Genomic DNA, 24,534 nt, shown 5'->3' on the forward strand with positions numbered 1-24,534 from the left:
TCAATTGCGAATTCGTTGTTTACGGGGTTGGCTTTAGCCCTTTACGGCTCCCTGTGTGACGCCTTCCATGACCCAGCGCTGACTGAACAGATATGCCACAATCGCCGGCGCCATCGCCATCAGATACGAGGCGAATGAGACGTTGTAATTGTTTGCAAACTGGTTTTGGAACAGGTTCTGACGTACCGGGAGGGTTTGCAGGGCCGGGTCTGAGATTATCAAGGACGGCATCATGAAGTCATTCCATGCATAGAGGAACGCAAAGATACCAACGGTTGCACTCATAGGGCCAAGTAGCGGGAAGATAACCTTCCAGAACGTCTGCCAGGTCGTGGCACCGTCCATGCGTGCTGATTCTTCGAGTTCCAGGGGAATCGACCTCAGGAACGCGGTGAACAGCATTACCGAGAAGCTGAGTTGGAACATCGTTGCCAGAATCACGACTCCGAGGGGGTTATCGAGCCCGACGCGGCCGGTTAGCTGGACCTGTGGCAATGCAACAACCGGGAATGGAACAAACATTGCGGCAAGCAGGTAGAAGAACGAGTAGCGAAACAGCTTACGATCCCAGTTCCTCACGATGGCATATGAAGCAAGCGCCGCGAGGAAGATAGTAAGGACCACCGTTCCGGCGGTAACAAACAGTGAAACCCCGGCACCCACCGGAAACTTGGTGAGGTTCCACGCTTCGATGAAGCCACTGACGCTAGGCGGCGATGGGAGCGAGAAGGCATTGCCATCAACCGCCTGCGTACCGGTCTTGAACGCCATCGAAATCGTCACATAGAGCGGCAGGAGAACCGTGACCGTGCAGAGAATCAGGAGCACTGTCGCGGACCAGTTGATTCTTTCTCCCTTTTTGGCCTTTACCTGCTTCGCTGGCTTGGCCATCTCCAGGTCGATGGCTGCCTCGACCAGTTCAAACTCAAGTGCTGGCTGTGTAGACATTAGAGCTCACTCTTTCCGCGATTTACAGACAGTTGAAGCAGGGCAATAAAGATCGCCACGATGAAGAAGATGGTCGCGTTGGCCATCTGATACGCATAGTCGCCGCCGTTGAATCCCTGAATGATGGTTAAGGCAACGCTACGCGTGGCTGTGCCGGGACCGCCGTTAGTCAGGCCGACGATGATGTCATATGCGTTGAGGAAGTTCTTGAATCCCAAAATAACGTTGATGACAACGTAACCGAACACCAGCGGTACCGTGATCTTGGTGAGTTGTTGCAGACCGCTCGCGCCGTCAATATCCGCTGCCTCGTAAACATCCCCCGGAATCGAGAGTAGGCCAGCGATGTAAATAAGCATGGTTCCCGGCATTGCCTGCCAGGCAGTCACCAGAACGATGGCAAGCCAAGCAAGGTCTGGATTGGCAAGAATACTGTTTTCAAGCCAAGGAATCCCCCACGCTCCACCTAGCGCAGGCAGAGAGTTCGAGAACAGAAAGTTGAAGACGTAGGCAATGATGATGCCAGAGACAACCATCGGAATAACGAATATTGCACGAAGTGCCGTCTTGAATCGTATTCGAGCGGTGAGCCCGAGAGCCAAGAAAAACGACACTACGTTCACCACTATCACCGTGGTGATTGCGAAACCGAAAGTGAACAGATAGCTCTGGAGGATCGCCGGGTCGGAGAACAGCGCGATGTAGTTCGTGAATCCCACGAAGCTCCAGTCACCGATTCCGATCGAGTCGGTGAAGCTGAAGAAGATTCCCATAACTCCCGGGACCGTGATTGCGAGCGTGAACAAAAGGACGGTTGGGAGCAGAAACAGGTAGTAGATTGGTTCGACCCGAGGTTTCTTGTCAGCTCGGGGTTTGGCAACTGTTGTTGTGGTCATTGTCCAGGTTCCTCACTCGGCCTTAGGCTGACGAAAAGCCAGGCGCGCCCAGTCGTTGTCAAGGATTTCTAGGTACTCGGTTGGGTCCCCGCCCATCGCTATTGCCTGCGCATAGCTCCAGACCGGAATCGCCTTAGGAATCAGAACGGATGCGCCCTGGAAAATCTGTCCGTCCTCGTAGTACGGGATCATTCCTGCAAGGCGTGGGTCCGTCGGTGCGGGAGCGTCTTTCGTCGGGGTGAAACCCAATTGCGACTCGTTGTAGTCCTGAATAATCTCCGGTTGGTAAAGGTACTCAAGGAAGTCCCGTGCCGCCTCTTGATGCCTAGAGCCTGTGGGAATCAATGCCGCCAGATCGATGTTGGTGCGCACTGACAGATCACCCTCGTCATTGGTCATTGGTAGGGGGAAGGTGCCGAGTTCCAGGTCGGGGGAAGTCTTCGCTATTTCATTGAACGCCCACGGCCCTTGCAAGTACATTGCCGCCTTGCCTTGGGCCATGGCTAGGTTGCCATCACCGTAACTGCGGCTATCTGCATCCGCATTCGCGTAGTTCTTGATTAGTCGCGTCATTTTGTCCATCGGCTCGGCGAAGTCTTTCTGAAAAGAAACCGCAGATTCGGGACCGACATCTGTTCCCTCGGCTTTTAGCGCATCAAAGAACTCAATGACATCTATCGACCCGCCAACCGTGTAGTCAAACCATCCCTGACCGACCGTCCAGTCATCTTTGAAAGTCCCGTAGAACGGAGTAACGTCTTCTTGCTTCAGTTTGTCGCTAACAGCAATGAGCTCATCCCAAGTCTTGGGAATCTCAAGATCATGCTCGGCAAAAATCTCTTTGTTGTAGATGACCGCCGCCGACATGACCGAATACGGAAGGGCACTTACTCTTCCCTCACACTGCCCGTACTGGTCCATAAGCGGTTCGAACATCTCTAGGTCGACCGAAGCGGCCGCCTGAGTATCCGATAGATCAGTCAATACACATCGATCAACAAATCGAGAAACCTCAAAGTTGTAGTTGGCCAGCATCAGGTCTGGCGGGTTTCCGCGCACGAAACTGGCGGAAATAACGTCGACACCTGAGGTGTCCAGCACTGCTTCGTATCTATCTTGTGAGGAGTTGTAGTCCTTCACCACCTCACTAATGAAGGGGATTGCCTCACGCTTACTGAACGTAAAGCGAATCTCCTCCCGACCACCAGATGAGCAGCCACCTAGTAGTGGCCCTCCAAGGGCCACTACAGCCACGGCAGCGATCCACCGCTGCGCCGTCTTTGCACGTCTCGACACCCTCGTCCTCCTCAAACCACCGCGTTATCAGTATCGCTAACAGATAAATCTAGTTAGTAAATCAACTGTGCGCTGTTAGTATTGCGCCATGTCTAGCACTCTGTCAACACCTACCGCCGGGCGGACGGGCGGCAGTACCGAGCGACCAGCGAGCCTGGACACGGTTCTGGGCTACGCCTGGGACGCGGACGATTTCACGGCAACCGATGTAATGGCCGCAACGGGCTTGACTAGAACCACGGCCATCGAGGCTACTCAAACCTTGGTCGAACTGGGGTTACTTCGCGAACTCCCGAATGCTCGCGAGGCCGGACAGTATCAAAAGGGTAGACCCGCCCGAAGATTTGAGTTCCGCGCTGAAGCCGGACTCGTGGTCGGTGTCGATGCAGGGCACTCCCATTTGACGGCGACCGTCGCTAATTTGCGCGGCGTTCCTCTTACGACAATTAGCGCAGAATCAGGACTTAAGCCCGGCACAGAGCACAATCTCGACGGCGTCGCAGAAGCCGAGCGTCGCAACGCCATCGTTTCCGTCATCGACAATGCACTATCGGACGCCAAACCCGATGATGCAGACGTTTTCGCTATCTGCCTAGGAGTGCCAGCGCCAGTTGACGAAAGCGGAGTTTCCCCCGTGCACCGAACGGGGTTCTGGCAGAGAATAAATCCCGATCTAGTTGGGCTTCTCAAGCAGTGGGCTCCGGTGGTCAGAGTCGAAAACGATGCGTCTCTGGCTGCGCTCGCCGAGGCGGCGTGCGGGGCGGCCCAAGGATGTCGCAACTTCGTCACTATGCTCGCCGGTTCAAGACTGGGTTCCGGAGTAGTGGTCGATGGCAACCTGTTACGCGGAGCCCGCGGCGGGGTCGGAGAAATGGGAGCTTTCGAACACGTCGAGGGCGTTAGTGACACCTACGGTCTTGGTTACCAGGCTGCAGAGCTCGCGCGCCGGTCGCTAGCCACAGATGACATCGGCGCGGATAGCGAGCTAAGGTCCTTCACCCCCGAGGACCTAGACGGACGAGCCGTTATTGAACTGGCAGCAAAGGGAGATCCTGATGCTCTCAGGCTGATCTCTGTTGTGGGTCAGCGATTGGCTCGAATAGTCAGCGTGTTCGGCGGAATGTACGACCCGGAAAAGGTGATAGTTGCCGGTGGAATCGGACCCGGTGCTGGCCCGTTGATCGAAGCAGCTCAAGCCGCCCTTCCATCGGATCTATACTCACCAGCGCCGGAAATCGTCGCGTCTCAACTAGGAGATAAAGCAGTTGTGACCGGCGCTGTGGTCGCTGCAGTGGACCTGGCGCGGACGCATGCCCTGGACCTCTGCCTTAGGGCGCGGGAGTAACCCGAGCAAGTGGCAGTGCGGCACTTCTCGACGCACTTTACGCATCGCTCCGTACAGAAAGAACCCGAGCTATTTCTGCTCGGACACGTCGAATAGAACTGTCTGCTGCGGCATCAAATCTGGGAACCTAATCCCTACCCGTCCCAGAACGTCACCTGGGAGTGCTAAGCCGTCCTTCCACCACGGAACCTGCTTCTCTGGGTCAATCCCGGCAGTGGCCGACTCGACTCCGCCCGGTAGCAACTCGCGCACGCGGTAGACCTTCTTCGGATCGAGACCGGACAGAGTCAGAGGCGGAGTCGGCCGTTGCTCCCCCGTCCTCATTCTGGTTACCGCATAGAGCCCATGATTTTGGTCATCGCTGACAACCCCATTTACCCACCACGACCTGTCCGCGTGATCGCTGTGAACCGTTGTCCCCGAGTGCAGGAACTCGCGCAGTTTCTTATGGAGGGCAACCCAGGAACCAAGGTCTTCACGTTCTTTGGAAGTGGCTTCGGCTAGATCCCACTCGATTCCCATGTGCGAGAACATCGCGGTCGAGGCACGCAGAGTCAAGTCCAGTGTGCGTCCGGTGGTGTGTGAGGTGGTCGAAGCAACATGTGAACCGACCAGTTCTGGCGGCAACAGCAGAGAGGTCCCTGCCTCTATCTGCTTGCGTTCCAGCGGGTCAATGCAGTCAGAAGCCCAGACCCGCACCGCACGGGTCATCATCTCAAGGTCAATTCGACCGCCACCTCCGGCGCACGACTCAATCTCGAGACCTGGAAATTGCTCAAGTAGCTCGTCCATCAGTCGATACGTGGCTTTGGTTTGCTCGTGGTATGAGGGTTTCCCGGTAGCAGGGCTAACTGCCTCGTACAAATCCCGGTTGAAGTCCCACTTGAGATAGTCAACCGGCGTATCTGTAAGGACTTTGACCAGCGCGGAAAGCACATGTTCAAACGCCTCAGGGTTACTAAGATCGACAACCTGCTGCCACCGCGCCTCAATCGGTCGATGGCCCAAGGGACCAAGAATCCATTCGGGATGTGCGCGGGCAACATCAGAATCGGGACTAATCATCTCCGGCTCCACCCACAGACCAAACTGCATTCCCTTGGCGTGAACCGCATCGGCCAGAGGGTTCAGCCCGTCCGGCCATACCTCACCCGAGACGACCCAGTCACCGAGAGAGGTGTGATCGTCTCTTCTGCCACCAAACCAGCCATCGTCCAGAACAAAACGCTCCACTCCCACTTCTGAGGCAGCATCAACGAGGGCGAGGAGACGCGGAAGCGAATGGTCAAAGTACACCGCCTCCCAGGCGTTCAAAGTTACGGGACGAGGAGTCTTCGGGTAGTTTCGCTGACTCCGCACGACCTGGTGAACCCTACCGGCCGCGCGGTCCAGTCCGTCTCCCCAAGTGGCGATAATCCACGGGGATTCGTAACTCTGTTCTTCATCGAGTACTACCTCGCCCGGATAGAGCAACTCTCCACCCATCAGTCCCTGGAAGCCAAGGATGTCGCGTTCAGCAATAGTGCGGGTATTTCCTGACCAAGCAACATGAATGTAGTGCACCTGTCCGCTACGCCAACCGGTGTGCGGTTCACAGGTACCGTGGATGGTCGACTCGGCATGCCCTCGTGCAACTCGAACTGATCGTTCGTGGGAGCCCAGAGTGAACTCGTGCCGTTGAATGGATCGTTCCCTGAGGTGGTGGCCAGTTAGGTCCAGCACCTGCGTCTCCGAAGACGGTGTAGGAATCGCAAGCAGTAGCGACTGGAGTTCATAACCGCCCTCACCCTGGTTTATGAGTCTCGCGCGCAGCCTCAAAACTCCCGATTCCGTCAGCTCAAGGGTGACGGTAAGGGCTAGATCGGCTTCGAAGTCGTAGGAGTCGACCTCAACCCTGACTACATTTCCAGAAGCGTCGTCCTCGGTGCGAACCTCCGTAATGTGGACCGCAGAGAAAGTCTCCAGTCCGCCTCGCGAACCAATCAGACCAGGTGTGCCAAGCCACCCCTCGCTTTGCAAAGGGATGAGGGAAAAGGCTGACGGGATGTCGGCCGTCCCCGAAACCACCTCGGGAACCTGGGAAAGCACAAAATCAAGGAGTTGAGACTCGGTCATGGAACCGATTTCCCTTCCCCAATAGGCTATTCTTGGGCCGCCCACAGGGGGATTCGACACCACCACCGATGTGCCACCGCGGGACATGTGTATTGCTGGTGGAGGTTGAAACATCGCGAGCGGTCTCCCGTCTAGTCCGATTTCTTTCCGTAACAAGACTATATTCGGAGTCCGTGGGCTAAACGAGACGGCCCTAGCGGAGTCCCGGCGCAAAAAACTAGATTCTATTCATGAACGGTTTTCGTCCAATCAGCTCCGGTCACCCAGGGATCGATGGAGTGGTTGATGGACTTCGCTTGGGTGACAACGTGGTGTGGCAAGCAGACGATATCGATGATTACGAGGCGCGCGTGACCCCGTTCGTTCAGAAGGCACTGGCAGATGATCACACGGTCGTCTACTTTCGGTTTGGTGAGCACCACCCGGTGGTCCACGATGATCGAGTACAGGTGTTCCGCTTTGATCCTTCAGCGGGGTTCGAGTCACTGACACGTTCGATTTATCAGACAATCACTGATATCGGGGTTGGTGCCTACTATGTCTTCGACTCGCTGACAGGACTTCTGGCTCACTGGAACAGCGATCTGATGGTCATGAACTTCTTCAAGGTCACCTGCCCCTACCTGTTTCAGCTAGACACCGTCGCATATTTCTGTCTGCTACGCGGAAGGCATTCATTCGACGCCATCGCCGGAATCCGCGAGACCACCCAACTACTGTTGGACCTGCACACAATCGAAGGCGCAGAGTACGTCCAGGTTCACAAAGCATGGGGTAGGTACTCCCCCACGATGTTCTTTCCTCATTTACTTCAGGGAGATCAGGCGATACCAGTAACGTCATCAGCGCAGGCCGTTGAACTCTTCGGAAAGATCGGGCTTCACGAGCCTCCGCTGGGTCCGTGGCCGGCGCTACTCATGCGGGCAGAGCAGGCCCTCACCACCGGTGATACCTCCTCGCAAGAGAAAGTCGCGGGCGAACTGCGCCGCATCATGATTGGTCATGCGGGACGAATGGGGGAACTGGCAGACGAACACCTGAGACTTCCTGATCTACTTGCCATCGCGGGGCGACGCATTGGTTCCGGCCGAATAGGCGGCAAATCGGTCGGCATGCTGGTAGCAACTCAGATCGCTCTTGACGATCCCGCGCTGGTACCCAGACTCGAGCCTCAAGACTCCTTTTACCTTGGCTCCGACCTGTTTTTCACTTACCTTATTGAGAACGGATGGTGGGCTGATTGGGTTGAACAGAAGACCCCGGAGGGCTACTTTCCCGTCGGCGCGAAGTTGCACGAGAACCTGCGTCACGGAACCTTCGGTCCTGCAATCCGCGAACGTTTCCTTCGCGTTCTCGAGCACTTTGGGCAATCCCCCATAATCATCCGCTCCAGTTCACTGTTGGAGGACAACTTCGGAAATGCCTTCTCTGGAAAGTACGAGAGTGTGTTTTGCGCCAACCAGGGAACTCCTGAACACCGGCTTCGCGCGCTCGAGGACGCGGTTCGAATCGTCTATTCCTCTGCAATGGGGACCGAACCTCTCCACTACAGGCTGCGCCGGAACCTTGCGGATAGTGACGAGCAAATGGCGATCCTGATTCAGCGCGTTTCGGGGGCTCACCACGGTGATTACTTCTTCCCCAACGCTGCCGGAGTGGGAAACTCACACAACCTATTCGTCTTTTCCGAAGAGATTGATCCCGATGCGGGAGCTTTACGTCTAGTTGTTGGTCTGGGGACCAGGGCAGTAGATCGTCTTGAGAACGACTACGCCCGAATGGTTCCACTGGATAATCCGACTAAAAGTGCGGTTGATGCAGCGGACCTACCGCGTTACTCACAGCGAATGATCGACGTTATTGACCTTCCGCACAACGCACTCGTCACTGCACCCATTCGAGATCTACAAAACCTCGATGCGCACTGGGATCTATTTGTGGGCGTTGACCGCGCCCAGATTGCTCGCGCTCGCGAACGGGGACGACCCCTGAAGTCGCCGCCCAGGTTCGTGGACCACGCGAAACTGCTACGGGGCGAGTTTCCCTCGTACATGCGTAATCTATTGAAGACACTTGCCTCCACATACGACTACCCGGTCGACATCGAGTTCACACTAAACATTGACGATGCCGGGGAGTTCCATGTTGGCCTGGTTCAATGCCGTCCCCTTCAGACGCGAGGTGTGGGGACAGCAGTCCAAGTACCAGAGCTCGAAGCGGACCAGTGCCTGTTCACCAGCAGTGGTGGCTTCATGGGTGGCAACCTAGACCTGGCCGTCGATACGGTGATCTACGTTGACCCACAGGCATACCTTGCTCTTCCTGAACAAGACAGGTACGAGGTGGCGCGCACCATCGGGCGGCTTAATCGCGACCTGGCCGATCGGACTGTTTTGGCTCTGGCCCCCGGACGCTGGGGCAGTCGAATCACCAGTCTGGGATTGCCAGTCTCATTCGCAGAGATCAACCACATGGAGGCCATTGTCGAGTTCACTGACCCGGCATTGAACTTCAATGTTGATCTGAGTTTTGGGAGCCACTTCTTCCAGGATCTGGTGGAGACGGGAATCTTCTTTGTTGCCCTCGACCAAATGAATCCAACGAGCCGACTGAATCCCGGGTTCGTCCTGGGTCTTCCAAACTGCCTCGATGGACCCCTGAGCCAGGTGATTCACGTCGCCCACACGCCGGGATTGAGAGTCTGGGCTGACGTGGTAAGCCAGCAGCTAAGATGCGCATTCGCTAACCAACCAAACCTATAGGCTCTAGTAACTAGGCCAATTGCCGACTACGAGGGGCGAAGATGACTATTCAGTACGAGCTAACAGGCTTCTATAACTTCCGTGAGGGCGGTGGCATGGCCGCTGGAAATGGGCGAGTGCGCACACAGCGTCTGCTTCGCTCGGACTTCCCCCAGTCCTTCGGCCCCGAAGACGCGGAGTTCATGCAAGAGGTGCCATTGGCTACGGTTCTTGATCTGCGCACGGACGCCGAGATCGCGTCGCAGCCCAGATACTTCAAGGACGCTGGCTTTAGCGTCGTCGAGATTCCCATTCTCACCGGATCAATTAAGTCGATGATGGCGAATATTCCCACTGTCAGCGAGCTATACCAGAGCATGATCACAGAGTCACCAAAGCAACTCGCAGAAGCCGTTTCTACCGTTGCTGCAGCAGTGCCGAATGGAGCAGCGCTGGTCCACTGCACCGCAGGAAAGGACCGGACGGGAGTAGTCATCGCCCTCACGCAGGAATTGATCGGGGTCAACGATAAGGACATCGTCGCCAACTACGTCCTAACCCAGAAGAACCTCCAGGGTGCATGGCTCGCAAAGATGCAAGCCAACATGCAAAAGATGATGTCCAAGGTCCCCGATGTCGGCGGCATCGACATTGCCGCCGTTACCGCGTTGGCAACAGGTAGCCCCGCGGAAGCCATCCAGGGCGTTCTGGACACTATCCGCAAGGAGCACGGCACCGTGAAGGACTTTATCCTGGCGAACGGCGTAACGCAAGACGAAATTGACGCTCTACGCGCGGAACTCATTGTGGCTTGAGTCCTCTTAGTCCTCGGCACGCCCGGGATTGTTTTTCGTGGATGCAGTAACCGAAGCGAAACGCCTTCCCCGCGGGATAGTTGCTAGGACTATTCGGAATCGACCACTAAGATGGTTCGACGGGTGGAGTTGATCTATCCCCCCGCTATCCCCCTCATGGAATAGCCCCCTGCAAAGGAGATCGGCAGCACGTCGCGCTGCGCACCCCTTGCCTACTAGAGAGGAAGAGTCATATGGATGAGAAGGACTGGGAAAAGAAGGCCGAAGACGGACTTGAGCACGTTGAGAAGGTCTTTGATGAAGAGGCAAAGCATCTCGACAGCCTCGACGACCGCGAAGGGAAGCGCGATGAGCGCACCGTGAAGCATGTCAAGGACGAGGTTGAGGTCGATGCCGGTCTTGCCCGTAACCACATTGAGCATGCAGAACATGTTGTTGAGCATCAGGCTGACCGCGTTGCAAAGGCCGAGGACAAGGTTGCCAAGCGAGTGGCCGAAGGCAAGTCAGACGAGTCCATTGCTCGCGCTCAGAAGCACGCGGATAAAGTCGCCGAGTCTGCTGAGAAAAGAGTGGAGCATGTCCTCGAACGTGAGGGCAAGCATCTCGAGCACGACGCCACGGCCGCTGTGAAGCACGTAGAGAAGGGTGCCGAAAAGATTGGCATTCGCGATGACAAGTTCGATGAGGCCGCCGAGAAAGCAGCCGAGAAGGTCGTCGATGCCGCCGAGCGCGTTGCAGACAAACTCGACAAGTAGTCCAAATCAAAGGGGATGGATTTAGCTTCGTCTCTTATGGGTTGCCCGCTCTCCTTCGGATGAGCGGGCAACCCTTTACCACCCCAAAGTTCACTCGTCTTTGTCAGTCGCAACCGACGGGTTACCGACCTGTTGAAACCTCACTCGGAGGCAACCACGGGTTTATCCAGCTCGAATCCAACAGCCGACTTAGTGCCTCCATGTAGAAATAGTCTCCCCATAGAGTTCCCTCATCCACTCCCCTGTTGTCTGGCTTTGAGTAAACCGAGTGGTCGAGAAGAGCATCTGATTGACCAGGCTTCGTGGCATAGATTTTCATCAGTGATTCCATGATTTGCAATGCCGCCTTGTGGTACTTATCGGCAAGCGTGTACTGACCGGCATCTGCCATCGATTCCGAGAGTTCAAGTAACCCGCATACCGCGATAGCCCCTGCAGATGAGTCGCGGGGTTCGTCATCGCCGTCCGCAAAAATCATGTCCCAGTACGGTACGTGATCCCGTGGGAGAAGATCGAGAAACCTATCTGCACATCGGACGGCTCCCTCAAGCATCCGTGGATCATTGGTCTGAGCATAGGAAAGGGCAAAACCATAGATCCCCCAGGCTTGTCCACGCGCCCAGGTCGAAGCATCACCCGCTCCCTGCGCGGTCCGTCCGTAGAGAGCCTCCCCCGTTTCGGGATCGAAGTAGTACGTGTGATGGGTGGTGTCGTCGTCTCGGATTATGTGATCTAGCAGCCGATTCGCATGGCGACGAGCCGCAGACTCATAGGAGACATCTCCGGTCTGCGCCGTCGCCCAATAGAGGAGAGGCAGGTTCATGAGGGAGTCAATGATCGCCCTCCCCTGCTGACTCGAATCGTTTAGGTCACCCCACGCCTGAATGATTCCCGCATTCACGAGATATCTATCCATCAGGACGTCCGCGGCTCGGAGGGCCAACGACTTGAACCGCTCCTCGCCCGTCAGGTAGTAAGGCAAGGTTCCCGCCAACGTGTACAGAAAACCGAGGTCGTGATGATCGACGTCGATCCTGTTATCAAGACGCCTGGAGAAGCTATCGAAGTGTGCATCTAGGTCCTGAAGATATGCCGCGTCTTTCGTCAGTTGATACGCCATTGCGCACTCACCAACCCAGAACCCGGAAGTCCAACCAACATTGCCGTCCGCCTCCGAGTCGGACTCGTCACCCAATACCGGGTAACGTCCCTGGACGGTGTTATCGCTCGGATAAACTCCCTTGAACCTATCCATTGAGTCCCGAATTATCGCAAGTGACTTTTCGGTGGCGTTCATCAAGGTTTCTGCGAGGGTGTCCAGGACTACATGTTCGGTTTGTCCGTCCGGCCAGGTAATTTCTAGAGCCGACGAGCCATCATCATTTTGGTTTCTCCGAACATTCACCGCGGCAGACTCTCTTGCACTGCTCGAGTTCTGACCGAGTTCGATAGCGATCGCATAGTCTTCTCCCGCACGCGGAACAAACTCGACGAACGGGTATCCCGTTCTTGGACCCAAGAATGAAGCGTCCTCCAATACCTCGGTACCGTACTTCGGTGTCGGCGTCTCTGTATGAATCTGGATCTGGGCCAGATCTGAGATGAGTCCGTTTTCGTTTAGAATCGAGGCACTTCTGGCAGTCGCCTCAGCGGTGACCTGCGATCCACTAACGGGCCAACCACTGCATCGCAGGATCGTGGCGTCATTCGACGACGATAGGACACGAACAATTCGTAGTTCCAGGCTCCCGTGAAGAATCGAGTGAACGGTGGCTACGCCCGCCGGTCGATTCTCGCCTCGGAGGCCTCCTCCGAATCTATCCTTCTCTTCTTCTGCATCGATCCATTGAAGGTAGTTGAGAGACGAAGCGACATTGGAGTGTTCCGACCCAAGAAAAACCAGGCCGGTTCGGTGTGACCCCGAACCAGAGGAATCAAGCAACGTGACGGACTGATCTGACGGACTCCGAAAGTCAGCGTCTCGGAGCAACGGCGAAGTGGCCGTCGAGTACCCAAATCGTGCGTATAGGGGGGAGTCAGTAACGGGAGAGAAGACAGATTCATTGTCTGTACCATGGTTCGCGACGCGAACGATCCCGTCGTTTCTGGTCCCAGAAACGACCCATCCGGGCGCCTCGATAACTCTCGTGAAATCGGTCTTCTCGATTGGCAGAGGCTCAATCATCGAACTCCAGACAGGGTGAGTTGGTGGCAACGCGATTCCCATCAGGCCCTTGCTCGCCCAGTACGGAGAAGACGGGCCCGAGTAGCTTTGTGCCATTCGCGGCCACTCATGATGCCATCCAAGGTCCAACAGACCTTCCGAGTTCGGCACGCCGTTTTCTTGAAAATGGCTGATTATGCTCAGCGCGGCGCTTCGAAGTTGTCCCATAGGCACAGCGGTCGTCTCAGCGAGTGCACCAACCCAAAAAGGAGCCGCCGCCGCAAATCGATAGATCAGGCTTCTTCCCTGGATTAGCGGTGACCCATCTGCGCCGACCAATGACAGTGCATCTTTGAGATATAAATCGAATGCACTACGGCTACGCCCAGGTAGGCCAGGATCGAGCTCCTGGATCAGCTCATCGGCACCCGTCATTCGGGACCAGATCGTTGGGTACAGGTGCATAGCCCAACCGGCATAATGGTCGAACTTCCTCCCCGCACCGTCCGTGTACCAACCATCTTCTCTGGCAAACGAGTCATATCTTTGTAGATCCAACTGAATGTCACGAACTGACCAGGGGCCGCCAACTGAGCGCAGAAATGTCTCGATTACTACCCGGAACCAAAGCCAGTTGTTGCGTGGAAAGCTATCGTCACCAATGGCTTCGGCCAGATACTCAACCACACGCCGCTTAACCTCCGGGGAAAACCTCTCCCAAATCTGCTCACGGCACATATCCAGTCCCAGCGCGATGGACGCTGATTCAACGTGCGCTTGGCTCGCCTCAGTCTGCCTGATCCATCTATTCGGGTTACGAGGATCTACCCCGGCGGCTATTCCTTCCGCGTACCAATCGGATAGTTCCAGGGCCTTAGGATCATTGCTCGGCGAACCCGCGATGCGAAATGATGCCAATAAGAACGTGCGAGCAAATCCCTCAAGTCCATCCACACGCGCACCTCGGCCGCCGACGAGACCGGGCATCACAATCGTTGCATGGTCTGATGTCGCAACTTGTTGCGCCGCCGTTATGAGTGAGTCAGCAAACTCGACAAGTTCGTCCCGGGTACGCATCTGTCCACTCCTGCCTTAGGTAACTGAGTCCGACACCGGCGTCTGGACGACACCAGCGTATCTTCATGTTCGTTTTTGTGTCAATCTGAACGTGTTATGAAGCAACAATTTCGCCCGCCCTATCGGTATTTGGCATAAAGACTGCGCTAACGATGGAAAAATTGCTTTGCCGGCAGTAGTCCTGACTGTTCGTTACCATTCTGTAATGTTTGACCTGATCGATTTTGTTTGCGTAGCGATCAGGCTTGCGATACGCTCATTGTGCAAGAACTATTCAAAGGAGAACTGCAGATGCAACGTTCACGCGCACTCTACGCGGGGGCAGCAGCCCTCGTCTCCCTGGGTCTTCTGGCTGGTTGCAGCAACGGTGGGTCCTCCACCGCTCCCGAAGCCCCGGAGTCAGAGAATTCCGGTACAACTGAGGCGAACACAGAAGCTGGCCCATCTGGCGAAATCACCTTCTGGACCGCCGTAGCCGAGATGGGTCCTGTCGTCGATGCGTACAACGCGTCGCAGGACGCTATCAAGGTGAACTATGAAGAGATCCCCAACGGAGGCAATGGCGGATACGCAAAGATCCTCGCTGCCCTGCAGGCGGGCGAAGGACCCGATGTTGCAGGATTCGAGTACCCGAACCTGCCGCAGTTCGTCGCTGGCGGTCACGTCCTTCCGATTAATGACCTAGTTGACGAGTCCGTCCTCAGCAAATACTCCGACCAACTCCGCGGACTGGTTACCTTCGCGGATCAAATGTACGCAATGCCTTTCGATCAAGCCCCGCTAGTGGTCTATTACCGCCAAGACCTGCTGGAAGCTGCTGGTGTCACCGATGTTCCTAAGACATGGGACGAGTTCCGCACCGCCGCGGAGAAAGTACACGCGAACGACCCAAGTAAGTACTTGGTCAGCTACAACCCGAACGAGCCGGCAGTTATGGCTTCGCTAGCATGGCAAGCAGGTGCCAAGTGGTACTCAGTCGACGACGACTCGTGGAAGCTAGACATCAACAGCGAAGAATCAAAGAAGGTCGCCGACTACTGGCAGAGTCTCGTTGACGATGATCTAGTGCTCGTCACCGCATCGTTCTCGGACGAGTGGACGGCCGCGATGGCAGAGGGAACGACCGTTGGAGTCGTTGGTGCCTCGTGGTCTGCCGCAGGTATCAAGAACCGCACTGAAGAAACTGAGGGCGCGGGCAACTGGATCGCTGCAACACCTCCTTCATGGGGTGAGCCCGCATCTGCTTACTACGGCGGAACCAGCTACGCGATCACCAATGGCACCGACAACCCAGAGGCAGCCGCGGCCTTCCTCGAATGGCTAACCACGAGCCCAGAGGCATTCGCAGCGCGTGGCGAGGCAGGCTCGACGTTCCCGGCTTACCCGGGACTTGAGAGCGCCGTGGAATTCCCCTCGGACTACTACGCGAATGACATCTATTCAGTATTCAATGAGTCCGCCGCCTCCGTTGTAGACGGTTGGAGCTGGGGACCTGCTTGGGATATCACGAATACCGCACTGGCCGACGCACTGGGTACCGTTGGGCAGGGTGGCAATATTGCTGATGCGCTTACAAAGGCACAGGACATAACCCGCACCGAACTTGAGGCGATGGGTCTTTCTATCAAGTAGCTCCTACCGGTGTGGCGGCGTTGTCTCCTCGGCGCCGCCACACCGATTTTTCATGTATCTCAAGGTTTCAGAAAACGTTTCAGGAGTGCACAATGACCGTGCTACAACCTGCGGGGACACAGACCGGCCGTAAGAACCGATCTCGCGGTTCCGATGGTGGAGGCCGCTCGGCCTCGATCTTCCTCATCCCCTTCTTTATTCTCTTTACGCTAACCATGCTGGCACCAATGGTCTATGCGATAGTTAGCTCGCTCTTCGCAACAAAGCGAGACGGTCTCGGCTTTGGTGGGACCACTCAGACATTCGTGGGTATCGAAAACTACGTCAGGGTATTCACTACAGACTCGTTCCTCGCCGGTTTCGGGAGAATCGGGCTCTATGCCCTTATATACGTCCCGATCATGATCGGCTCCGCGCTTGTCCTATCACTATTACTCGATGCGACGGTGGCCAAGGCAAAAAGGATTTTCCAGGTTCTCCTTTTCCTCCCGCATGCAGTCCCTGGCGTAATCGCGGCCCTGATCTGGGCCTATCTTTATACCCCTGGACTGAGTCCAATAGTAAAAGCAGCGGCCTCCGGCGGAATCGAACTCCATCTTTTATCCGCTCATATGGCGCTTCCCGCAATAGTCAACATCGGGGTCTGGGAGTGGACCGGCTACAACGTCGTAATCTTTTTTGCGGCCCTTCAGGCTGTGTCCGGAGAGACCTTGGAAGCCGCAAGAATCGATGGTGCGGGGGAACTGAGAACCGCCATTTCCATCAAGCTCCCTTCGATTCTCCCCTCGCTCTACGTGGTCACGTTGTTCACGATAATCGGAACTCTTCAGCTTTTCACGGAACCGTACATTCTGAGGAATGCAGGATCGGCGATGCCGTCCACGTTCGTCCCCAACATGTGGATCTATGACACCGCATTTCAGCAACACAACCTGAACTTGGCGGCAGCCGGTTCGATTGTTCTGGCGGTTCTTGCCGCGATCCTTGCCCTCATCGTCAACAGAATCAGCGCGAAGGTGAACGAAGCATGAGCGCAGTAGCTATTACCAATCCCCCCAGCGATACTCCATCATCGTCCAAGGCGGCTAGGCGTCCTCGGGGGGCACGCGCCTCTCTCTGGAGCTATGTGAGCGTAAATGGCCTGTTGGTCATCGGATCTCTCTATATGCTCTTTCCGACTCTGTGGCTAGTCTTCTCATCCACCAAGTCACTAACAGCGCTCTACACCACTCCTGCTTTCTCGTTTGCAGACATGAAGCTGGGCGAGAACATCCAAAACGTTCTCTCTGCAGAGAACGGAATATTTCTTCGCTGGATGGGAATGTCCTTCCTATACGCTGGAGTCGGCGCGCTGGTCGGTGGAATGATCTCCGTGATGGCTGGATACGCATTCGATAAATACGACTTCAAGGGGAAAAAGTACTGGCTCGGAATAGTCATGTCCGGTGTACTCATCCCCAATACTGCAACCGTAATTCCGCTGTATATGCTCGCCTCCAAAGTTGGACTCTCCAATACCATCTGGGCCGTGCTAATCCCTGTACTGTGCAATCCGTTTGGCGTGTATCTGGCAAGGACCTTCTCGCAAGGCTACGTGCCCAACGAGACTCTGGAGGCGGCGAGAGTCGATGGCGCCGGAACCATAAAGACCTTCGTTAAGGTTGCTCTTCCCATGATGGTTCCCGGATATGTGACCATCGCACTGTTCCAGTTCGTCGGAATCTGGAACAACTTCATGCTTCCGCTGATCATGCTTCAGAATCGAGACCTGGTCCCAGTATCACTTGGGATGTCCTTTTGGCAGGGATACACAAAAACGACTCCCGCCTTCACTCCAATGGTCATAACGGGATCGCTCCTGTCAATCATTCCTCTATTGATCGCGTTCATCGCACTACAGAGATTCTGGAAAGCTGGGCTGACTGCCGGGGCAGTTAAGTAGCAAGGCTCCTTCAAGATTATTGGTACGGGCAAGATTATTGGTACGGGGCCGGTCCCGACTTTCACCACGGATTAGGGAATGTCGGGACCGGGTTTACTCCTCTGCCGGTAAGCTCGTCGTTCAGTGGACCACCTCAAGCTAGAAAGGCGTCACAGATGAGTTCTGATACAAGTGATCATCTTCCTGATGAACGTCGCCAGTTGATCCTATCCCTTCTCGCCGACCAAAACTCTCTACGCGTCACGGACCTGGCCGAGCGATTAGGCGTCACCCCCGTAACCATCCGACGTGATCTTCAACTGCTTAGCGACCGAGGAGCAGTAAAGCGCGTTCACGGCGGAGTTACCCTGCGGAATCAAACGCCTCGAACTCATGCTTCCGCTCGTCCTAAAACGGTTGGGGTAAGTCGTGCGAATGCTCCAGATAGCGCGGCACCGGTTATTGGAATGGTGGTGCCCTCCCTCGACTATTACTGGCCGTCTGTGGCACGAGGAGCCAAGGACCAGGCAACACGCCGAGGAATGAGGCTGAACCTTCGGGAGTCTGCCTACAAGTCCGCCGAACAAGATCGGAAGCAGATCGAGCATCTGGTTCAGCACGCGGGAGCCAAGGGACTCATTCTCACCGTCGACGTACGCGACCTAGAGACGCTTGACCTTATACAGAACCTCGTTAACCAAGGAATTCCAGTTGTCCTAGTGGAGCGAAAGAGCAGTCTGCCGATCGATGGAACTCCAGTCGAGTCGGTTACTACTGACCACCGGTCTGGAGCGGTCTTGGCAGTGCGGACACTGACCGAAATGGGCCATGAACGCATAGGGATGGTGTGCCCTTCCGATTCCCCGACTTCGCCTCATTTACGAGAAGGGTGGGAAGAGGCGTGCCGCGATCGAGGAATCTCTCCGGAAGCGACACTGAATGAACTCATTGATAATTCGACGCCTGAGTTGCTGTTGGAGGAAACCAATCGAGTGCTAGATCTATGCCTTGATCATGGAGTGACTGCACTTCTGGTGCACGCAGATCCCGAAGCGAACATGATGCTTCAGGTTGCCCAGCAGCACGGACTCGAGGTCCCTGGAGACCTGTCAATAATGGCATATGATGACGCAGTCGCATCACTTTTCACGCCGGCTCTTTCCGCTGTTCGTCCGCCTCGGTACACTATTGGCGAAACGGCGGTCGATCTCATTGTTTCGCGACTGGCAGACCCAGGTCGTCCGATTCAACGAGTAATACTTAGCCCGCGACTAACGATCCGCGAATCCACCCAAAGTCGCTAAGGTCCGCTGTCAGACCACTCAAATAGCACGGTAAACTCCGGCCGGACCCAGGCATCCGCGCTACAACTTCGCCCCTATTTCGCGCCCTGAGCCAGCACCTCGCGGCGGCACTCTCGCTTAATTTGCTTCCAGCAAGCTTTCACTCGTATGCCTAGTTGTGCGGCGAGTCGCCGCGCAACTAGGCATACGAAAATGCAGCGCCACCCTAACGCGATAACCACCCACCATCCACCGGAATCGTGGCTCCGTTTACATACTCGGCCGCGGGTGAACACAGGTAAAGTACTGCTCCCGCGATGTCTCCTGCATCCGCCCAGCGTCCGGCCGGAATTCTCGCGAGGATGTCGCCGCTTCGCTGCTCGTCCGCTCGTAGCGCGGAAGTATTATCCGTCGCAACATAGCCCGGAGCAACAGCATTGACGTTAACGCCGCCACTCGCCCACTCATTCGCGAGAGCCTTGGTAAGTCCAACAATCGCATGTTTGGACGAGGTATAGCCAGGAACGTTAATGCCACCCTGGTAAGACAACATTGAGGCCGTGTTTACTATTTTCCCGCTGCCGCGCTTCAGCATCATCGCACCAATCTCACGCGAGAGATACCAGGCCGAACGTAGGTTAACTTCCATAACATAGTCGAAGTCAACATCGGAGTGTTCAGCTGCGGGTGCACGCCTAATCGTTCCGCCGTTGTTGACGAGTATGTCGATCTCCTCGTGAACCAGTTTGCTCGCTAGCTTCGAGACTGCCTCACGGTCCGAGAGATCCGCCCTCAGCGGCGTAAAGTCGACAGCTGCACCCTCGCAAGCAGCACGTAGCTCTGACTCTCCCATGGGCATTGAGTGGCTAACGCCGATAATGTTCGCTCCTGCCTCAGCAAGAAGTGTTGCGATCGCCAGTCCAATGCCACGGCTGGCCCCTGTCACCGCTGCCGTTTTTCCTTCGAGAGAGAAAAGGTCCAGTATCTTTGTGCGATCCACCGTTCTTCACTTCATCTCTGTCACAGGGAAGGTATCCATATCGGTGTAGGCCTTGTTCTCCCCGGCCATCGCCCAAACAAACGTGTACGAGGCTGTCCCGACCCCAGTATGGACTGACCATGTCGGCGAGATGATTGCTTCCTTGTCCGCAACGACCAAGTGACGGGTTTCTTGTGGCTCACCCATGATGTGGATAACTCGCGCATCTTCGGGAACATCGAAGTAAAGATAGGCTTCAGTTCGACGGTCGTGGGTGTGGGCTGGCATCGTGTTCCACATAGAACCCGGATGCAACTGCGTGACGCCCATAACGACCTGACATGACTGAATGCCGTCCTCATGGATGTATCGGTTCAAGGTGCGCGCATTCGAGGTGATTGGCTCACCGAGATCCATATGCACACCTTCGCCCGGATTCACTAAGGCAACGGGGTATGAGGTATGCGCCGGTGCGGAAAAGACGTAGAAATTGGCCGGGTCATCACCGCTGAGCGATTCGAAAACAGCCTCCTTTACGCCCCTTCCAATGTACAGACACGAGCCCTTGACCATTTCGTACTTCTGGCCGTCGACGGTCACCAGACCAGTGCCGCCCACATTGACGATGCCTGCCTCGCGACGCTCGAAAAAGTACTCTGAACGAATTTCTTCGTAAACGGGAAGGCTCAGAGACTTGGTCTTCGGGGTCACTCCAAGCAACATGACACGGTCGTAATGGCTGTAGACACCCTTTACTTCGTCCTCAACGAACAGTTCTTGTACCAAAAAGCGCTCTCGCAGTTGGTCGGTGCCTAGTTGCTTAACTTCCTCGGGGTGCGATGCATAGCGCTGCTCGATGTGTTCCATTGCCTGGATGTCCTCCTTGGGTATGCGTCCATTTCGACTCTATGCTCGATGTCTGTTTATGACAAGTAATCGATCATCTTCGATCACGCCACGGGGTTCGCCGGTGTCCCCCACGCTTCGATCTGCGTTAGCGCTGGAAATGGAGAGAGTCCGGGGGCAAGCTTCAGGTTCTTTACCGTGATGGTTCGCGTGACTACATCGACGGGAAAAGACTGAGGTTCCATTTCTTTTCCTAGCGGGATCTGAATTTCACGCCCATCGGAAAAAAGCAACGTTGCTTCGGTCCAATAGTTATCATGGGGAAAATCGGCCCTGGTCGTCAGTCGAATCAAGTCAATGCAACATTCGAGTCCAAGATCTAGCGTCAACTCTGCGTCGGGACGCCGGTTGATACCCCAACTTTGAAATGGATAGTTACCATGGGATTGATTGGCAAAGGTCCCGTCAATCGCGTTGCGCGCGGCGAAAACACTTTCTCCTCTGGTTTCGACGTTCGCCCGGGCATGAGGATACATTCCTGACTCCTCATGCTGGTCGTATGGATTTAGGGCTAGGTTTCGCCTGGTCGACGCCTCTTGTGCATCCAAGATTCGGGCCGTTACAAGATGGTTTGAACCAGAGAATGACTTATCCGAATAGACCTGTTTTTGCTCTCCAAAAGGAACCTGGTACTCGACAGCACGCTGATCGATGTAGACGACGGCAGGGATCATCGCATCGTCAAAACGAATCTCACAGAAAACTCCTGGTGACTCAACCTCGAGTATTATCCGGTCTCCCGGCCGATATTCCCTTGTAAACGCAAGATTAACGAACATACCTGGACCGACAGCGGCAAGCGTGTGGGAGTCCTTGTCCATAACCTTCAGGCTGAGCTCATTCATATCATCTTCGCGGTGGTGGACAAGCCACCGAGGACCTCAGGCCCCGGCTGGACTGTACCGCCGCTCTCCTTCCTTGTCGTCTCTTCGTTAGTTTGCAACGGACTTGGCACCGCCGACTCGGTCGCGTACAGCGCTTGGTGCCGTTTTTAGTTAGTTTGCAGCGGACTTTGACCAGAGGCTTCTTGTCCGGCCAGCGCCCTGCTGATAAGTGTCGCTGCCTGCTGGACGCGTGTGGCGATGGTCGTCACGGCCGCTTCGTCCATCTCGTGAACCAGCCCGGTAACACTAATTCCCATGGCGGCCGCCCTGGATGGACCACGGACCGTAGCCCCAATGCAACGAAGTCCCTCCTCGTTCTCCTCGTCATCCAGCGCCCACCCTTGACTGCGGACCCGCTCTAGCTCCGAAAGGAGTTCGTCTGAAGAACTAGCGGTCTTTCGGGTTACCGGTGCTAGACCGGTCCGGGCGACTGATGCCAGCACATCTTCGTCCGACATGGTCGCGAGAATCGCTTTACCGATCGATGTTGAATAGAGCGGAATGGTGCCGCCCACCTGGGACTTCATTCGGTAAGGCTTGGGGGCATCAACTTTGGCTATGTAAACCACTTGATCGCCTTGAAGCAGTCCGACGTGCGCGGTCAGCCCCGTCTGGTTTGTCAACCAGGCGACATAGGGTTGCACGAGCGCGGTGAGCTGAGCATCTTCGGTAAGGGCGCTCGCGAAGCGATAAGCCCGCGGTCCGGGACGATAGATCTTCTCTTGATCCTGGAACAGCCATTCACTTGCAACCAGCTCGGCGAGTATCCGGTGGACCGTTGCGATGGGAAGACCTGTTGCTTCAGTGATCTCCGAGAAGTGCCCGCCCTTAGCAGAGCACTCAAGAACCAACAGGGTCTTCTCCAGTGCGGAAAATTTTCCATCCTTCGACAACGCGCCACCCTCCGATTGAAAAGCTATGGCCGCAAGGGACTCAAACATGTATGGTTGGGCTAAGACTAACAGCGGAAATCTTTTTCCGCCACACGGAAATTCAGAATCTCAGGTTAGGCGGTTGCCAATGTCAGTGTTGGACCAGGTCTTTAGTAAGAAGCTCGTGCCGGTGGTGGTTCTAGAGAGAGCAACAGACGCCGATAATCTCGCCGATGCCCTAGTATCCGGTGGTTTGCCGGTTGCAGAGGTTACCTTCCGGACTGACGCTGCCGAAGACTCGATTAGGGCAATGTCGACTCGTGGTGACCTAATCGTCGGTGCCGGAACTGTGCTCACCGTGGACCAAGTAGACCGCGCAGTCGGCGCTGGCGCGCGGTTTATCGTCTCCCCTGGCACGAGCACCAAGGTAATCGAGCGCTGTCAGGAACTTCAGATTCCCATTCTCCCCGGAGCCGTAACTGCTACCGAGATTCAGATGGTTCTCGACCTAGGCCTCGACGTGGTCAAATTCTTCCCCGCGAGCACCTCTGGAGGCGCTGCCGCGATCGCCGCGCTTTCCGCGCCTTTTCGAGGCATCCGTTTTGTGCCGACAGGCGGTGTTAGCACCGCTAACCTCGGGGACTATTTGAGACTTCCCTGTATTCCGGCCGCAGGAGGTTCATGGATGGTCGGTCCAAAGCTCATCGCCGCGGGCGAGTTCGATGAGATTCGAGCCCTCACCACGAAGGCTGTTGCCCTAGCTCAGGAGGTCTCGAAGTGACCGCTCCAGCCGAAATCTCTGTCCTCAACCTACGCGATCCCAAGGACTGCCGCTACGACATTGTTTCGCTCGGAGAAGTCATGCTTCGCCTCGACCCAGGCGAAGGACGCATTCGCACCGCCCGCAATTTCCGCGCCTGGGAAGGGGGCGGCGAATACAACGTTGCACGAGGACTACGCAGAGCCTTTGGCAAGCGTACCGCCGTTGTCACGGCACTGGCAGATAACGAAGTTGGCCGACTAATCGAAGACTTCATCATGACCGGGGGCGTCGATACCGGGTTCATCAAGTGGATCCCCTACGACGGAGTCGGTCGCGAAGCCCGAAACGGTCTAAACTTCACCGAACGCGGCTTCGGCGTGCGTGGCGCGGTAGGGGTCTCCGATCGCGCCAACACCGCTATCTCAAAGCTTGGGCCCGATGACTTCGACTGGGACTACCTCTTTGGTGATCTGGGTGTTCGCTGGCTTCATACCGGCGGGATCTACGCTGCTCTCTCGGATCAGGCATCCCAGACAGTCCTCGCAGCCGTGGAGGCAGCCAAAAAACATGGCACTGTTGTCTCTTACGATCTCAATTACCGCCCGTCCCTCTGGGGAGCCATCGGCGGCAAGTCCCGCGCCCAAGAGGTCAACAAAGCAATAGCTCCTCATGTTGACGTCATGATCGGAAACGAAGAGGACTTTACGGCTTCTCTGGGATTCGAGATCGAGGGAACCGACGAGAATTTAAGTCAGCTGCCGGTCGATAGCTTTGCCGCAATGATCAGGAAGGTGGCCGAGGCATATCCGAACTTCAAAGTGATTGCCACGACCATGCGCACCGTTCGCACCGCCACCTCCAATGACTGGGGCGCAATTGCTTGGTCGAAACCCACGGGAGTTCTTCAGTCTATCCATCGCGAGAATCTAGAAATCCTCGATCGCGTTGGTGGCGGTGACTCCTTTGCGTCAGGACTGATCTTCGGGCTGATGGAAGGTGAACCGCTCCAGACTGCACTTGACTACGGCGCGGCACACGGAGCATTGGCGATGACCACCCCCGGCGACACCTCGATGGTGACCTTAACCGAGGTGAAGAACCTGGCGGCGGGAGGCTCAGCAAGAGTAAAGCGATAGCCTGGG

19 protein-coding genes are annotated in these 24,534 nt (G+C 55.9%); 10 read left to right on the plus strand and 9 right to left on the minus strand.

The features are described from left to right. Positions 1-33: 33 nt before the first annotated feature. The 3 genes from U6G28_10430 to U6G28_10440 are packed head-to-tail and all read right to left on the minus strand — an operon-like array spanning position 34 to position 3,140. The gene (locus tag U6G28_10430) at positions 34-948 is read right to left on the minus strand and encodes a carbohydrate ABC transporter permease (protein ID WRS29916.1); all 915 of its coding nucleotides are present in this window, start codon (positions 946-948) and stop codon (positions 34-36) included. Beyond that, positions 948-1,844 (minus strand): sugar ABC transporter permease, encoded by an 897-nt coding sequence (locus U6G28_10435; GenBank protein ID WRS29917.1) that lies wholly within the window; start codon positions 1,842-1,844, stop codon positions 948-950. Before U6G28_10435 ends, U6G28_10430 begins: the two co-directional genes overlap by 1 nt. Positions 1,845-1,856: 12 nt before the next feature. Further along, positions 1,857-3,140, minus strand: a complete 1,284-nt coding sequence (locus U6G28_10440; GenBank protein ID WRS29918.1) for an extracellular solute-binding protein — start codon at positions 3,138-3,140, stop codon at positions 1,857-1,859. 88 nt (positions 3,141-3,228) lie between these two features. Here U6G28_10440 and U6G28_10445 point away from each other — a divergent pair, with 88 nt between their 5' ends. Continuing rightward, a complete protein-coding gene (locus tag U6G28_10445) occupies positions 3,229-4,485 on the plus strand; it encodes an ROK family protein (GenBank protein ID WRS29919.1) in 1,257 nt (418 codons plus the stop codon). A 69-nt stretch (positions 4,486-4,554) separates the two neighbouring features. On the opposite strand, the gene U6G28_10450 is transcribed toward U6G28_10445, so the two are convergent. Further along, the gene (locus U6G28_10450) at positions 4,555-6,714 is read right to left on the minus strand and encodes an alpha-galactosidase (protein WRS29920.1); all 2,160 of its coding nucleotides are present in this window, start codon (positions 6,712-6,714) and stop codon (positions 4,555-4,557) included. Positions 6,715-6,830: 116 nt separating this feature from the next. On the opposite strand from U6G28_10450, the gene U6G28_10455 reads away from it, so the two are divergent. The 3 genes from U6G28_10455 (at position 6,831) to U6G28_10465 (ending at position 10,911) form a co-directional block, all read left to right on the plus strand. After that, positions 6,831-9,362, plus strand: coding sequence for a PEP/pyruvate-binding domain-containing protein (locus tag U6G28_10455; protein WRS29921.1), 2,532 nt, complete (start codon positions 6,831-6,833; stop codon positions 9,360-9,362). Between the two features lie 41 nt (positions 9,363-9,403). After that, entirely contained in the window at positions 9,404-10,156 is a 753-nt protein-coding gene (locus U6G28_10460; GenBank protein ID WRS29922.1) for a tyrosine-protein phosphatase, read from the plus strand. Between the two features lie 233 nt (positions 10,157-10,389). Continuing rightward, positions 10,390-10,911 carry a hypothetical protein gene (locus U6G28_10465; GenBank protein WRS29923.1) on the plus strand — a complete coding sequence of 174 codons (522 nt, stop codon included), beginning with the start codon at positions 10,390-10,392 and terminating at the stop codon, positions 10,909-10,911. A 121-nt stretch (positions 10,912-11,032) separates the two neighbouring features. Here U6G28_10465 and U6G28_10470 read toward each other — a convergent pair whose 3' ends face one another. Further along, positions 11,033-14,152 carry a DUF2264 domain-containing protein gene (locus tag U6G28_10470; GenBank protein WRS29924.1) on the minus strand — a complete coding sequence of 1,040 codons (3,120 nt, stop codon included), beginning with the start codon at positions 14,150-14,152 and terminating at the stop codon, positions 11,033-11,035. A gap of 291 nt (positions 14,153-14,443) precedes the next feature. Between U6G28_10470 and U6G28_10475 the strand changes: the two genes are divergently transcribed. From U6G28_10475 to U6G28_10490, 4 genes are all read left to right on the plus strand, one after another. Further along, positions 14,444-15,784, plus strand: coding sequence for a sugar ABC transporter substrate-binding protein (locus tag U6G28_10475; protein WRS29925.1), 1,341 nt, complete (start codon positions 14,444-14,446; stop codon positions 15,782-15,784). Between the two features lie 92 nt (positions 15,785-15,876). Then, positions 15,877-16,815, plus strand: a complete 939-nt coding sequence (locus tag U6G28_10480; GenBank protein WRS29926.1) for a sugar ABC transporter permease — start codon at positions 15,877-15,879, stop codon at positions 16,813-16,815. Next, complete coding sequence (locus U6G28_10485; protein ID WRS29927.1) at positions 16,812-17,726, plus strand: carbohydrate ABC transporter permease; 915 nt, start codon at positions 16,812-16,814, stop codon at positions 17,724-17,726. Before U6G28_10480 ends, U6G28_10485 begins: the two co-directional genes overlap by 4 nt. A 155-nt stretch (positions 17,727-17,881) precedes the next feature. Further along, positions 17,882-19,009, plus strand: a complete 1,128-nt coding sequence (locus tag U6G28_10490; protein ID WRS29928.1) for a substrate-binding domain-containing protein — start codon at positions 17,882-17,884, stop codon at positions 19,007-19,009. 205 nt (positions 19,010-19,214) lie between these two features. On the opposite strand, the gene U6G28_10495 is transcribed toward U6G28_10490, so the two are convergent. From U6G28_10495 to U6G28_10510, 4 genes are all read right to left on the minus strand, one after another. After that, positions 19,215-19,988 (minus strand): SDR family oxidoreductase, encoded by a 774-nt coding sequence (locus U6G28_10495; protein ID WRS29929.1) that lies wholly within the window; start codon positions 19,986-19,988, stop codon positions 19,215-19,217. 6 nt (positions 19,989-19,994) lie between these two features. Beyond that, on the minus strand, positions 19,995-20,834 hold the full coding sequence (gene kduI / locus U6G28_10500) for a 5-dehydro-4-deoxy-D-glucuronate isomerase (protein WRS29930.1): 840 nt from the start codon (positions 20,832-20,834) through the stop codon (positions 19,995-19,997). Positions 20,835-20,917: 83 nt separating this feature from the next. Then, positions 20,918-21,718, minus strand: a complete 801-nt coding sequence (locus U6G28_10505) for a hypothetical protein (GenBank protein WRS29931.1) — start codon at positions 21,716-21,718, stop codon at positions 20,918-20,920. Between the two features lie 146 nt (positions 21,719-21,864). Next, positions 21,865-22,698, minus strand: coding sequence for an IclR family transcriptional regulator (locus U6G28_10510; protein WRS29932.1), 834 nt, complete (start codon positions 22,696-22,698; stop codon positions 21,865-21,867). Between the two features lie 79 nt (positions 22,699-22,777). Here U6G28_10510 and eda point away from each other — a divergent pair, with 79 nt between their 5' ends. Beyond that, positions 22,778-23,410, plus strand: coding sequence for a bifunctional 4-hydroxy-2-oxoglutarate aldolase/2-dehydro-3-deoxy-phosphogluconate aldolase (gene eda / locus U6G28_10515; GenBank protein WRS29933.1), 633 nt, complete (start codon positions 22,778-22,780; stop codon positions 23,408-23,410). Next, a complete protein-coding gene (locus U6G28_10520) occupies positions 23,407-24,528 on the plus strand; it encodes a sugar kinase (GenBank protein ID WRS29934.1) in 1,122 nt (373 codons plus the stop codon). The genes eda and U6G28_10520 overlap by 4 nt, the downstream gene beginning before the upstream one ends. Positions 24,529-24,534 lie beyond the last annotated feature (6 nt).

Source organism: Actinomycetaceae bacterium MB13-C1-2 (genome assembly GCA_035621235.1).
In the GTDB taxonomy this organism is placed as follows: Bacteria; Actinomycetota; Actinomycetes; order Actinomycetales; family Actinomycetaceae; genus Scrofimicrobium.

Excerpts from the sequence above, each read along its gene's own strand:
- U6G28_10480 (WRS29926.1), top strand. The coding sequence starts at position 15,877 with ATGACCGTGCTACAACCTGCGGGGACACAGACCGGCCGTAAGAACCGA.
- U6G28_10505 (WRS29931.1), bottom strand. The coding sequence starts at position 21,718 with ATGAATGAGCTCAGCCTGAAGGTTATGGACAAGGACTCCCACACGCTT.
- U6G28_10485 (WRS29927.1), top strand. The coding sequence starts at position 16,812 with ATGAGCGCAGTAGCTATTACCAATCCCCCCAGCGATACTCCATCATCG.
- U6G28_10490 (WRS29928.1), top strand. The coding sequence starts at position 17,882 with ATGAGTTCTGATACAAGTGATCATCTTCCTGATGAACGTCGCCAGTTG.
- U6G28_10435 (WRS29917.1), bottom strand. The coding sequence starts at position 1,844 with ATGACCACAACAACAGTTGCCAAACCCCGAGCTGACAAGAAACCTCGG.
- U6G28_10465 (WRS29923.1), top strand. The coding sequence starts at position 10,390 with ATGGATGAGAAGGACTGGGAAAAGAAGGCCGAAGACGGACTTGAGCAC.
- U6G28_10445 (WRS29919.1), top strand. The coding sequence starts at position 3,229 with ATGTCTAGCACTCTGTCAACACCTACCGCCGGGCGGACGGGCGGCAGT.
- U6G28_10450 (WRS29920.1), bottom strand. The coding sequence starts at position 6,714 with ATGTTTCAACCTCCACCAGCAATACACATGTCCCGCGGTGGCACATCG.
- U6G28_10455 (WRS29921.1), top strand. The coding sequence starts at position 6,831 with ATGAACGGTTTTCGTCCAATCAGCTCCGGTCACCCAGGGATCGATGGA.
- eda (WRS29933.1), top strand. The coding sequence starts at position 22,778 with ATGTCAGTGTTGGACCAGGTCTTTAGTAAGAAGCTCGTGCCGGTGGTG.
- U6G28_10510 (WRS29932.1), bottom strand. The coding sequence starts at position 22,698 with ATGTTTGAGTCCCTTGCGGCCATAGCTTTTCAATCGGAGGGTGGCGCG.
- U6G28_10430 (WRS29916.1), bottom strand. The coding sequence starts at position 948 with ATGTCTACACAGCCAGCACTTGAGTTTGAACTGGTCGAGGCAGCCATC.
- U6G28_10460 (WRS29922.1), top strand. The coding sequence starts at position 9,404 with ATGACTATTCAGTACGAGCTAACAGGCTTCTATAACTTCCGTGAGGGC.
- kduI (WRS29930.1), bottom strand. The coding sequence starts at position 20,834 with ATGGAACACATCGAGCAGCGCTATGCATCGCACCCCGAGGAAGTTAAG.
- U6G28_10470 (WRS29924.1), bottom strand. The coding sequence starts at position 14,152 with ATGCGTACCCGGGACGAACTTGTCGAGTTTGCTGACTCACTCATAACG.
- U6G28_10475 (WRS29925.1), top strand. The coding sequence starts at position 14,444 with ATGCAACGTTCACGCGCACTCTACGCGGGGGCAGCAGCCCTCGTCTCC.